Origin of the sequence: Rhizobium redzepovicii (assembly GCF_019793435.1) — a bacterium.
GTDB classification, from domain to species: Bacteria; Pseudomonadota; Alphaproteobacteria; order Rhizobiales; family Rhizobiaceae; genus Rhizobium; species Rhizobium redzepovicii.
Window position 1 is genome coordinate 1 of sequence record NZ_JAILYH010000043.1, and the last position, 12,242, is coordinate 12,242.

At 57.7% G+C, this 12,242-nt stretch carries 9 protein-coding genes and 2 pseudogenes; 2 read left to right on the plus strand and 9 right to left on the minus strand.

Translation table 11 applies throughout. The annotated features are described in order from the left end of the window. Nucleotides 1-366: 366 nt before the first annotated feature. A complete protein-coding gene (locus K6N12_RS33285; RefSeq protein ID WP_004675917.1) occupies nt 367-1,737 on the minus strand; it encodes an ISNCY family transposase in 1,371 nt (456 codons plus the stop codon). Between the two features lie 311 nt (nt 1,738-2,048). Here K6N12_RS33285 and K6N12_RS33290 point away from each other — a divergent pair, with 311 nt between their 5' ends. Then, the gene (locus tag K6N12_RS33290) at nt 2,049-2,786 is read left to right on the plus strand and encodes a hypothetical protein (protein WP_004675918.1); all 738 of its coding nucleotides are present in this window, start codon (nt 2,049-2,051) and stop codon (nt 2,784-2,786) included. A gap of 6 nt (nt 2,787-2,792) precedes the next feature. Here K6N12_RS33290 and K6N12_RS33295 read toward each other — a convergent pair. Together K6N12_RS33295 and K6N12_RS33300 are read right to left on the minus strand one after the other, a co-directional pair. Further along, nucleotides 2,793-4,214, minus strand: a pseudogene (locus tag K6N12_RS33295) (ISNCY-like element ISRel10 family transposase). 173 nt (nt 4,215-4,387) lie between these two features. Beyond that, a pseudogene (locus K6N12_RS33300) lies at nt 4,388-4,540 on the minus strand (biotin/lipoyl-containing protein); the annotation flags it as partial. Nucleotides 4,541-5,193: 653 nt separating this feature from the next. On the opposite strand from K6N12_RS33300, the gene K6N12_RS33305 reads away from it, so the two are divergent. Beyond that, on the plus strand, nt 5,194-5,922 hold the full coding sequence (locus tag K6N12_RS33305; RefSeq protein WP_004675921.1) for a carbonic anhydrase: 729 nt from the start codon (nt 5,194-5,196) through the stop codon (nt 5,920-5,922). A 607-nt stretch (nt 5,923-6,529) separates the two neighbouring features. Here the strand turns inward: K6N12_RS33305 and K6N12_RS33310 are convergent. The 6 genes from K6N12_RS33310 to nifE form a co-directional block, all read right to left on the minus strand. Beyond that, nucleotides 6,530-7,462: a cation diffusion facilitator family transporter gene (locus tag K6N12_RS33310; protein ID WP_004675922.1), complete on the minus strand. Its 933-nt coding sequence runs from the start codon at nt 7,460-7,462 to the stop codon at nt 6,530-6,532. A gap of 226 nt (nt 7,463-7,688) precedes the next feature. Continuing rightward, nucleotides 7,689-7,841 carry an IS66 family transposase zinc-finger binding domain-containing protein gene (locus K6N12_RS34950; protein WP_196411598.1) on the minus strand — a complete coding sequence of 51 codons (153 nt, stop codon included), beginning with the start codon at nt 7,839-7,841 and terminating at the stop codon, nt 7,689-7,691. A gap of 665 nt (nt 7,842-8,506) precedes the next feature. Continuing rightward, complete coding sequence (locus K6N12_RS33320) at nt 8,507-8,995, minus strand: NifX-associated nitrogen fixation protein (protein WP_009991126.1); 489 nt, start codon at nt 8,993-8,995, stop codon at nt 8,507-8,509. 3 nt (nt 8,996-8,998) lie between these two features. Beyond that, the gene (gene nifX / locus K6N12_RS33325; RefSeq protein ID WP_018247182.1) at nt 8,999-9,493 is read right to left on the minus strand and encodes a nitrogen fixation protein NifX; all 495 of its coding nucleotides are present in this window, start codon (nt 9,491-9,493) and stop codon (nt 8,999-9,001) included. Next, complete coding sequence (gene nifN, locus K6N12_RS33330) at nt 9,490-10,845, minus strand: nitrogenase iron-molybdenum cofactor biosynthesis protein NifN (RefSeq protein ID WP_004672660.1); 1,356 nt, start codon at nt 10,843-10,845, stop codon at nt 9,490-9,492. Before nifN ends, nifX begins: the two co-directional genes overlap by 4 nt. Before the next feature lie 9 nt (nt 10,846-10,854). After that, nucleotides 10,855-12,242: nitrogenase iron-molybdenum cofactor biosynthesis protein NifE (gene nifE / locus K6N12_RS33335; RefSeq protein ID WP_157214165.1), on the minus strand; the 1,388-nt coding region annotated here is incomplete at its 5' end.

Here is a 12,242-nt window from a genome sequence, read left to right on the forward strand (position 1 = left end):
CTGCCTGCAATGTACTTGTTTGACTTGCTGCCGAGCGCGGACAAACCCACCAACTTCAGTATCCATGGTGTGCCCTACACGGCCACTCTGGGGCCATCAGGCATGCAGAGCGACATTTACCTTTTCCAGCAATAGGGTGGAGATGGATCGAGCAATAGATGCCAGTCGTTCTTACATTCTAACTTTGCGGTTACAATTGCTGTCAAAGCTGATTAGAGGGGCGACATTGTCAGCCAGTTAGAAACGCGACGCTGGCTCTGATGATCAGCCCCGATCCGACCGGCTGGGCCGGGTTGAAAGGGCGGAGCGGGGGCGGGTGAGGGAGTACCTCTTCGGCTTTAGCTTTGAGACGATGCGATTGACGCCTCACTCCGCAGCGTCAAGCTTTGCCAGCGCTGCTTTGCGGCGTTCGATCACTGCCGGATCGTTCATGAAATCCTTCCGCCGTCCCGGACCGTGAGCCCGTCGCACATAGCCGTTCTTCTCGCTGTTGGTCATCACCACCGGCTTCGACTGCTGGTCCTGGCGCTCCTTGATATAAGTCAGAACGTCGCCGAGCCGTTTGTTCTCGGTGATCGCCGCATGCGTCACCCGCTGGTCTTTGTCGAAGGTTTTGTAGGGCAGGGAATGTCCCTTCCATCGTACATCGAGGCGGCCGTCGGCATAGGCATAGGTCTCGACATAGCGGCCGGCCAATCCGCGCGTCACGTCGGTCTCCTCCAGCATGATCCGCTTACGCTCGAACGAAAACGTCAGCTGCGATCCGACATAGCGCTGCTCGCGTTTGCACAGGATCTCCTTCAACCGATCCGGTGCAAGATTTACCGGCCGGTGCAGGTCATCGGATCGGGCAGGGACAATCGCAAACCGCCCATTGTAGTCCACCATGAAGCCAGGCAAAAACGCATTGCCTGCCTCCATGGTGTCGATGCCTGCCAGTCGCAATTCCTTGACCAGACGATCCTGCAGCGTCCGGTTCATCCGCTCGACACGGCCTTTGGCCTGGCTGGTTGCACAGAGAATCTCGATGTTTAGCTCCGAGAGTGCCCGTCCGAACTGGGTCATGCCCTGACCACCCTTGGCCTCCTTCTTCGTCACCCGGAAGACCGAGTGCTTGTCGGAATAAAAGGCGATCGGCGCCCCGTGCTGCTTCAGATAAAGCTCAAGTGCGTCGAAATAGCTGAAGGCGCTTTCCGAGCGCACGAACCGCAACTGCATCAATCGGCCAGTCGCATCGTCGACAAACACCAGGAGCGAGCACGGATCTCCACGATCCTCGAACCAGCGATGCTCGGACCCGTCGATCTGCACCAGCTCGCCATAGGCTTCGCGCCGCAGCCGCGGCTGATGAAACGTCCGCCGCTGCTTGCGTGACAGCCACAATCCGGCCTGCGTCATCCAGCCGCGCAACGTCTCGCGCGACACTCGCAATCCATCGCGCTCGGCAAGCTTCTCGGCCGCCAGCGTTGGACCGAAATCCGCATAACGTTCACGAACCAGCGTCACCGCATAATCCCGAACACCGTCGCTGATCCGGTTGTTCGACGGTCGGCCGATCGCCGTGTGGCGGATCGAGGCTGCGCCGGTCGTGCGGATGCGATCCAACAGGCGTCGCACCTGGCGCTCGCTCAGATCAAGCACATGTGCCGCCGACACCATCGTCATTCGGCCGGCGATCACCTTCGACAAAACCTCGATCCGCTGCAGATCACGCTCGCTCATCGCTACCAATCCCATCTGCAATCTCCCACGTCAGAAAAACGCGGGGAGTGTGACATTCCAACTTTGCAGAAACAGGACACTTCAACTTTGCGGCTACAGTAGTTGTCAAAGCCGAATAGGGCTGCGACGCTGTCGGCCAGTTAGAAACGCGACACTGGCACCGATGATCAGCCCCCGATCCGACCGGCTGGGCCGGGTTGAAAGGGCGGAGCGGGGGCGGGTGAAAGAACACCTCTTCGGCTTTAGCTTTCTCAATAGCAATTGTTCAGTCGCCGGCTGATACTCGCTTTTATCTGAATTGAGCGGGTAGGGATCAAAGCTGCACGATGCTTCCGGAAATCAAGCTGCAGGGTGACGTCGATGTCGCCGCGCTGTCACCTCTTCTTCGCGGCATGCTTCTGTCCGTTGCCTATGCTGACGGTGAGGGTGGCATAGGATTGACCGCGACCGGTGCTATGAACCGCAAATTCGTACATTGGGCCGCTGTGAACTTCCTGTGGCCCGACTTCACAGCCGAAGACCTCTACAGCATGAACAAAGTGCTGAACGAAAGCGACATGCCGCCGCTCTGGGTCGTGCGGGACATGACCCGCCATCTGAAGCTGCTTCGCCGGAAAAAGGATGTGCTGCTGCCAACCAGACGCGGCCGGGAGTTTCTGGTGAACCCGCAAGCCTTCTTCGATCTCGTGGCCACAGACTATCTCTACTCGTATGTCCATGCCACCGAGCGGGAAGCTGAGGTGCAAGCGCGCCTACGCTGGTGGCGCATGTTCCTCAATCTTCTCAATATCAAGGCGAGAGAAGGCTGTACGCCTTTGGACGTCGTGAAGATCCTCTATCCAGACACGGCACCTCTGTCCGCCACCGAAATGACCCTGGAAGCCTGGGAGCTCAAATTCGATCTCCAATATGGCGTCCTGCGGCGCCTGTGCTGGCTGGGCCTGCTTTATGAGGCACGAGAAGGGCTCACGCTTCTTCAAGACGGAGCCTTCCACAAGACGCCGCTTTGGTCCGCCTGCCTGCAATTGGAGTCAGATACGCAAAGCGATATCGGCGTGCATTGACGCCCTTTATTCCGCAGCCGGCTGCCTCAATAACGCTTTCTCCCGCCGTGCGATCACCGCCGGATCGTTCATGTAATCCGTTCTCGGCTTGCGTCCACGCTTCTGGTAGCCGTTCCCCGTGCTGCCATCGCGAATGCCGAACATATGGTCCGTCTGCCCAGTTCGCCGTGGTCCGCCCTTGCTGCGCTGCTGCTCCCGCCCAGCCTGCAGCTCGGCGACAACAGACAGCATGTCGTCCAACCGCTTGTTATCGACGACCTCGGCGCGATGCACGGAGCGTAACGTGTCAAAGGTTCGGTAGGGCAGGGCAAAGCTCTCGTGCATGATCTCGAGGCGCCCGTCCGGATAGTCGCAAACGACGACCTTCTTACCCGCCAGGGACCTGGAAAGATCTGTCGGATCAAGGATGAACAGCACCTTGTCATAGCGCAGCGTCAAAGCCTGCGACAGCGTGCGAACTTCCTTGCGGCACATGGCGCCATCGAGGTTCTAGTGGTCGGCCAACGGCCGGTGCATGTCCTTCGGATTACGCGGCTGTTTGCCAAAACGCGCGTTGAAATCCGCAATGAACTCAGGCGCATAGGCGTTGGCTTCCTCGATCGTGTCCATGCCGCGCAGCCGCATTTCCTTGACCAGCCGATCCTGCAGTGTCTGGTTCGCACGTTCGACGCGGCCTTTGGCCTGCGGGGTATTGGCACAGATGATGTCGATGTTCAGCTCATAAAGCGCGCGGCCGAATTGTGTCAGGCCGCTCGTCCGGTCCTTCTCCGACGCATGGGTCGAACGAAAGACGCCGTGCTTGTCACTGTAGAAGGCCAGCGGTTTGCCCCATTGCTGCAGATAGGCCTTGGTCGCGTGCAGATAGTCGAAGGTGTTCTCCGAGCCGGCAAACCGTAGATGCAGCAGCTTGCCGGTGGCGTCGTCGATATAGACGAGCAGGGCGCATTTGGGCCCACGGTTCTCGAACCACCAGTGATGCGAGCCATCGATCTGTACCAGTTCGCCAAAGCAATCACGTCGGCCGCGTGGCTGGAAAACCCGCTTCTTGCGTTCCCGACGCGAGACCCAGATGCCGGCCTCGGTCATCCATTGCCGCAGGGTCTCCTTGGCGACCGAGATCCGGTGCAGCTCGATCAGCTTCTCACGCGCCAGCGTCGGACCGAAATCCAGATAGCGTTCACGGATCAGATTCAGCGCCGCATTGCGAAACTCCTCGCTATGGCGCCGGTTGCTCGGTCGCGATCGCTTCTTGGAAACAAGCCCGGCCGGACCATCCCGGTCATAGGCCTGCAGCAGCCGATGGACCTGACTTCGACTGAGGTCGAGCCGTTCGGCGGCCTGCACAACGCTCAGGCGTTCGTCACGGATCTTCTGGATGAGTTCGAGGCGATGCAATTCTTTCTGCGACATAGTGATCATAAAGGACATGACGACTCCGACCGCTCATGGTCTCGACCAGGCTGAAGGTCGTCATCCTTGCTCCCGACATTGGCATTGACCAGTCGTCGAGAGGCGAGATTGTCGCATCTCTAACTGGCCCAACTGTCGCATTACTAAATAGCCTCTACAACACCAAATAGCATAATGCATGTTATGGAACTTTACGCTGAACCGGCCGCGATAGTTACAAGCAGGTCCTTGGCATCGATCTGGTCGCCGGCTTTGACGAGAACTTCGGCGATCGTGCCGTTCTCCTCGGCGTGAATTGCCGTTTCCACCTTCATCGCTTCGGTCGACACCAGCACATCGTCGGCATTGCCGGGTTCGGCCTTGGGTGCGAAGACGGCGGCCGGTGACGCTGAGGAATTTTGCGAGCTCTTGCTGTTGGTTCCTCGCGGACCCGAGCCGCATCTCGTTGTGCACCTAACCGGCTCGGCTCACGTGACAACAAACACAAGAACATCTGGTTGTTTCTATCGAGTTTGGCGCAGGAGGCGCAGGAGGCGCAGGAGGAAAATCAACATGACTGTCGCGGCTAGGCCCATGATTGCCAAAGCGTATAGGCCTGTGGAAAAACCTCCGGGCTGACTACGGAGATACCCTATAACGAACGGCCCCACAAATGCTCCTAGGTTCCCGAGTGAGTTAATGAATGCGATCCCGCCGGCGGCAGCGGAGCCACTAAAGAAGCAGAAGGCAGCGCCCAAAGGGTCCCTTGCAACCCAATATGCCGCGCATGAGCATCCCTCGCCAGAACCCGTCAGGGCCGGGTTGATCTACCGTACGGCCGGGGCAATACTCCAGTATTGGCTTAGCTCCTCCGATGCGTCAAAATTCCGCTTGATGAGTGCTATATCAAGGCATAACCAATCGGCCATTCTCCGATTCCCGGAGAATTGCCGGACATGACTTGGAGCAGGTGCCATTTCTCCGCAGCCATCCCGGATATTGCAAAAGGACCGATACCATGTGCTTTGAATGCAATTCCTCCCCACTCAGCCGTCGCTCCCTGCTGAAATTTGCCGGCATCGGAGGCGTGGCCGTCATGACTGCAGGCTTTGACATGACCATGCCGGCATTCGCCTCGAACGCTCCCGCCCTTCTGCCGGATGAAGCACTGGCAAAACTCCAGGAAGGCAACAAGAAATTCGTCGCCGACACGGAAGCCTGCGCCGCCAATATTTCCAAGCGCCGGCAGGACGTCGCCAAGAGCCAGGCACCTTGGGCGATCGTGCTGACCTGTTCCGACAGCCGTGTCGTGCCGGAACTTGTATTCGGCGGCGTGACGCTCGGCGAACTCTTCGTCGCCCGCAATGCCGGAAACGTGGTCGACACCGATGTGCTCGGCACGATCGAATATGGCACCGAACATCTGCATGCGCCGCTGATCGTCGTCATGGGCCACAAGCGTTGCGGGGCGGTCTCCGCCGCCTGCGAGGTCGTGTCCAAGGGCACCAAGCTCGATGGCTCAATCGGCAAGATGACCCAGCCGATCCTGCCCGTGGCTTTGGCGGAGACCGATCGCGGCGACAATTTTGTCGACAACACCGTCCATGCCAATGCCTTCAACGGCGCCGAGCGCATCCTCACCGAAAGTGCGATTGTTTCTCGCCTGGTCGAGGAAGGCAAGGTGAAGATCGTGCCCGCCTATTATGATCTCGATACCGGCGTGGTCGATTTTCTGCACAAGGTCTGACCTACGAGGCGACTTCATGTTGCCGACGGCTATCCGCGGGCGCCTCGTCGCGTTCGCGGAACCATAGTCGCTGATGACCCTTGCCGCCCGCAGCATCACCCGGCGGGTTACGCGGGCCGGAGCTGAGGTCGCGAGCTGGCTGCCTGGGCGACGCTCTTCTGGAAATTTCCGACCATACGCCTGCGCAACTTGGTGAGCTCAATCGACAGGTCCGACAGCTGTGCGATGACATCTATCGGAACCTGGGCAGCTGGGCCGCGCCCTCCTGAGCCAGTACAAGGACATAGGCGTCGCTCGTTTCAAAGAACGCGAGACAATCGGCCTCCGGCAGGATCTCAACAAGATCAAGACGGCGAAACCGCCTGTGGAGCTTGAACGCAAAGGCGCGATCTGGGTTCAGCCAACCCTATTCGCTGAATCGAGTATCGCGCCTGGAGGCATAACGGAAAACTACGGCATCGAAACTGGCCGCATTGATCGAAGATTGGTACGAACCGTGAAATTGACGCATGGTGGCTGGAAAAAACGCCGAGCTATGCATCCGGTTCGAGGATCACGCCCGTTATGGAATGCCTGCGATACAGGGCTCCAAATTCGGTTCAAAATCCTAATCCGCCCACTCAGGATCGGTTGTAAAGGCGATGGTGAGCCGACGACTCGGACCCTCGTTACCAATCGCGAGCCCGATTTCGTCACGGATCTTATCCCATTCCTGCAATTTCCTCGCCGGGAGGTCCTCTGAGACAACGAAATGTAGCTCGATTTGCCGGCCTCGGCCGACCCGGGCCACATAAGCCCGGTGGGATATGAATCCATGTCGTTCGATGATTGTTTTGGCGACCGCGTCAACTTGTTGTTTGAGATCTAATGGCGTAACAAGCAGTATGTCGGCGAGCGCTCGCCGAACCGTGCCCGCCGGAATGGGAATGATCACAATGCAGATTAATGCCAGCGCGACCGGGTCAATAAACGGCGAGATCCATTCGTAAGAAGACCCCTGAATGAAATATCCGATGGCAAACGCGACGAGTAACCCGATCGTTAGCCCGGCGGACATCAGCCAAGCTTTCGTATCCAGGGCAACGAAATCAGATTTGATCTTACGATTAGCTCGATCACCAATAACCCCCATGGTGGCTGTCACACCGAGTGTTACGACGGCGTAGACGATTGCTTGACTAAAGTTGAGCGGACGTCCCCCATGCAAAATGCTGCCGATTGCGTTGACAAGTGCGTAAACAGCCGACCCGGTTATGAGAATGCCGTTGAGAGCCAAGACTATGGGCTCAAGATGCCAGAACCCCATCGTGAAATGCTCGATAAGTTTTCCTTTGCTGGAGGGCGCTTCGGATGACGCGATGAGCTTTGTAACAAGCAGAGCTACGACAGTCATAGCAGCGTCCGTCAATGCGTAGACACCATCGAATATGATTGCGAACGAACCTGAAATGATCCCGAACAAAATGCCGATGCAGGCAAGGAGGATGGTAACGGCAATTGAAACGCAGAGAAGCCCCTGCTCCGTTCTCATGAAATTCATAGGCTCAGCCTTATAACTTACGTTTCTTTATGGTCCTCTGGACGCGGTACAGACCATCCAATTCAGCTACTGAAGCGAGCACATCCACTTTTGGATCAAGGTACCTTTTTAAATTCAAATGCTGACCTCTCCTGTCCAGTGCTGCTGGCTCGCATGAGCGTCTTTCACATACCTGGCCACAAGACAAAATCGCCTCGCTGTGTTCTGGCAGTGCGGCCTCGACTATCTAAACAAGGGCCAATTTTGCTTTGCAGGTAAAGCGGGGCTGGACATGATGCACGACACGGAAGGACGCATGAACATAGTCCAGCACTTCGCTGACGGTCTCGCCGCCGCGAATGAAGTCGGAGCCACCACAGATAGGGCATGAGCAGGCCACCTGTTACACGTCATCATGGCACGGCCGAGGTTGCAGAGCTTGCGCGGCGATAGGGCTCTCGACGCATCCACGTCATCCGGCAGGTTCGAATTCCGTTGACTCATGGTTGGATCTGATTTGATGAGAGGCGTTCCAAAGAACGCCGAGGTTTTCGCCCTCATGATAGGCTGTGGCTGACACCACGTTCTAGTCTAGCGATGATCGGATCGTCTAGCCCTTTGGCGACTCCTGTAATTACGGCTGGATTGCCAGATGGAAAAGAGCAGGCTTGCGATATACGCCCACTGAAGAAGCAACAAACTAGCCACCATTGCAACGATGACTTCGTGGATGGAATGCCAGACGAAGTAACTCGTTAGTGCCTTCGCCCAGACGACGAGCAGCAGGAGGCCGCAAAAGATTGTGAAACGCAACACCGTTCTCCTGATTTGTTCGCGAGATTGCGCAGCAATGTCGTCTGCGGCAACGAGAGTCTGGCAGTTCTTCAGGCGGCAACCGCCGCGTGGTTGAGAGCCATGATCATGCCAGTGAGCTCACCATCGAACTCTCGTTCTGGCCATTGCAAATGCTGAGATTTTGGCAGCGGCGGCGCGGGACTGCAGCTTGCGGACCTTCTTCAGCTGCTCCACAATGTCTGACATGATCTCTTTCCTCGAAAATTGATGTCATGATGCCCGCGCCACGTCGGGATAGGTTTCGATAACTTCAATAGCGTCATCGACCATTTTCGTGCCGGTCTCGGCGAGCTTGCCTAGCGTCTCAAAGCCGAACCGGTGGACATCGCGCAGGGTCTTCGACAGAACGACCAACCGTCCAGTCGTCAAAAGCAAGCGGCCGAAGCCCTCATGGCCGATCGTCATGATCGGCGATGCCAACAGGCCTGTGCACTCTTCGATCACAAGCCCCACGCAACTGTAAAAATTCTGTAGCCTCCACAGCACATCAGGATCCGGATCGCCTATGATCGGGATCTTACGGCGCTGCTCCTTGGTGAGGATGAAGTCGGCCAGCAGGTCAGTGTCCGATTTGCCTTCCCACGCCCCATGGGCATCCTGAGCGCGGATGAGCCTTATCAGGCATCTGAGAAAAGGGGTGGCGAGATCCCCATCTTCGTTGACAGCAGGGCCATTCGTACTTCCTGTCAATGTACCCATGTCCTAGTCCTCCTCATCGAAAGGCTTCTTTTCAATGGCGCCTGCTTCGGTTAGCACCTTGCGTAACCAGGGTGGCGGAGTAGTCCTGAGCATCGCCCGAGTTCGCGACAAAACATCTTCGATCAGTTGAGGATCGGATACTTTAATTGGGTGGATTTTGGCCGAAACAACTCGGGCTGCCGATGGCCCACCGATCGCCAGACAGAACAATAAGTGACAACCTTCCAACGCCTTCACCTTCGGGTTAATACGATCGACGTCCTCGTTCCGATGCTTTCCGCTCTGGTCGGAAACGTCTTCGAAGTCCAGGACTTCCACCAGTTTCCAGTCGTCGAGACTCACATCATAGACGACGAAACGTTTTGCCGATCCGAAATGGGCGTCGAGAGATTTCATATCTTGAGTGGCGATTGCGACGCGCAACGCGCCAGCCTTCCGTTTTGGAGCTGACGAGTGAACCCCGTCAGGGACGAGGGAAAGGCGACGAGCGGCGATCATCTAGGCAGTTCTCCTTTGCGGGAGGGATCAAGCGATCCAGGACACGGCGCGCGCTGATTGGCCTGGAAGATGTTGGAAACATCGAAGATCAGGTCGCGCGTTCCCTGATAGAGACTTGTGAGCTTATGCTGGCTGCCGAGTCGGTCGAATATCGGGAAGCCCACCCGCATGAGCGGAATCCCAAGGCGCTCCGCCGCTTGTCGTCCATGCGAATGCGTGACGAGAAGATCAGCGCCGACGGCAAGTTCTTCGAGATCGCCAAGATCACCGACCTGGAGCGATTCGGCCGGCATTTCCGCGAGTATTTTTGAGGTGCCGGTCGTGGTGACCGCTGCCGCGATTTCGGCGCCCATGCCGGTGAAGAAGGTAGCGAATTGGTAGAGCTGGTCCGGCTCCACAGCAATTGCGATCTTCTTGCCTCCGAAATGGAAATGTCCGTCGAGCAGGGCGTCCTGCAGCTGTGCTCGGCGACGGCGGATGTTTGCTGGCACCGGCGCACCAGAAATCTCAGAAAGAAACGAGACGAACCGGTCGGCTCGTTTCAATCCTGTCAGCGACTGGAACAATGCGTAAGGGACTCCCGTCCGGGTCCGCAGTAGCTCTGCGGGGCGGCGCATATGCTCGCCGATCGCGATACATTGCGCCGCCGTGCCAAGCTCTTGTATCTCGTCGACGGGAGTACCGCCATAGGTGGTCGGAACCCAACGATCGCCGGGCACCGTGCCGTCGAGAGAGCCGGAAATGTCCGGCAGGATCACCGGCTTCAGACCGAAGCTTTCGACCGTTTCGCGCAGAAGCTCGATGTCAGCGACTGTCAGATGCCATCCTGGTAGGATCGCAATCTTCTTTTGGTGGCGGCTCTGCTCGCCTGGAGTGGTGATGCGCTCGACCATAGAGATGACGGCCTTCGCCCATCCCTCTTCGATCGCTCCCTCGAAATCCGGGGTATTCGCCAGCACAACCTCCGTACCCGCGAGCTCATCGGCACGATCCCGCTTGATGTTGGCGAGATCGCCTGCGAAATCTTCGCCGCGGGTTTCCACCAGGGCTGTCGTGCAAATTCCGATCAGCTTGGGTTTTGCGCGCCTCTTGAGATTTAGGATCGCCTCTTCCAGATTGCCTGCGCCGCCAAGAATGGTCGCCACTGCGTCCAATGCCGTTGTCTGCAAGGGAATGGCTTCCTTAAAGTGCCGGACTAAAAGTACCAGCGCCAAGCTGGTGCAGCCCTGGCTGCCGTGGAACAGCGGCACGGCACGCTCGACGCCAAGAAAGGCGAGCGCGGCGCCGAGCGGCTGCGACGATTTCAGCGGATTGACCGCAGCTGATTTGGTCTGGGGAAAGACTTGAACCATCGGCTTTCCTCAACGCTTGCAGAAGCTGCCGGCGACCGCGCCGACAAAGTTTTGCAAGACGTACCCAGTCTCGTTCTCGCTCTTGGTATTCGTCAGTTCTTCTTCCACCGCATGCTGGCATTCCCACGGTGCCGGCTCCCGCACCTCCATCCAGATCGGATTGTGAATAGCAAGATCGATCTGGCGAACGAGCTCCACCATGCCGTCATAGCCGGCATAGGGGTGGTGGCGTTCCTGGTTGATATCGAGCCAAGGTGTCTTGGCCTTCAGCGCGATGAATTGCGTGCGCCCGCCAGACAACATGATGTCGGCTTTACCGTCGGCGAGCATGTTATAAAGCTCGCGCGGCGCCATTGACTCGAACAGGTGGTTTTCGTCTTTCAGGAGTTGCTTGATACGTTCCTTGTCTTCAGGCGTGGATTTCTTGACCGAGGTGCCCACGATCTCGATGCCCACCTCCATCAGCGCATGGACAACCGACCAGGACTTGACGCCGCCGGTGTTGAGCAACACGCGCTTGCCTTCAAGCCTTGGTCGATATGCTGCGAGTTTCATCCAGGCAATCGCCTCCTCCTCCGCGATCAATGCCTCGGTGCGCTCGAGGATTTCGGGATCCGCCCCCTGCATCACGAGCAGCTTGGCGATCTGTCTGAGTGCTTCCGAGGTGTCGGTAATTCCGTAAAAGGAGCCTTCGAAGAACGGGATATCCCACAGCTCCTCCATTTTGCGGGCGAGGTTGATGAGTGCTGTCGAGCACACCAACATGGACGCCTTGGCGCGATGCGCAGAAGCAATGTCAAGATATCGGGCGTCTCCTGGAATGCAGGCCCTTACTCTGATCCCCAGCCGGTCAAGAAGCGGCTTTACCAGCCAAAACTCGCCGGATAGGTTGAACTCACCAATGATATTGATGTCGTAGGCGGTCACGTCGTTCGGCTCTACGCTGCCGATCACATGATCGAGCAACGCTTCACCGGCGAGCTTATTGCCAAGGTTCTTGGAGCCGGCAAAGCCCGGTGCGTTGACCGGCACCACCGGAAGGCCGAATTTTTCCGCGGCCCGCTTGCAGACGGCCTCGATGTCGTCGCCGATCAATGCTGTCACACAGGTCGAATAGACGAAAATCGCCGGTGGAGCATAGGCCTCCTTGATCTCGCGGATTGCTTTAAAAAGTTTCCGCTCGCCGTGCCCCATCACCACTTCGGTTTCAGTGAGGTCGGTCGTGAAACTGGTGCGCCAGAGCGTTGGACCTGAGGAAGCCGATCCGCGGTTGTCCCAGGAATTGCCCTCACAGCCGAGAGGCCCATGGATCAGGTGCGCGACGTCGGTGATCGGCTGCAGCACGATCTTGGCGCCATCGAAAGCGCATCCGCCGGCTGCCGCCCCGGGGATCAGCG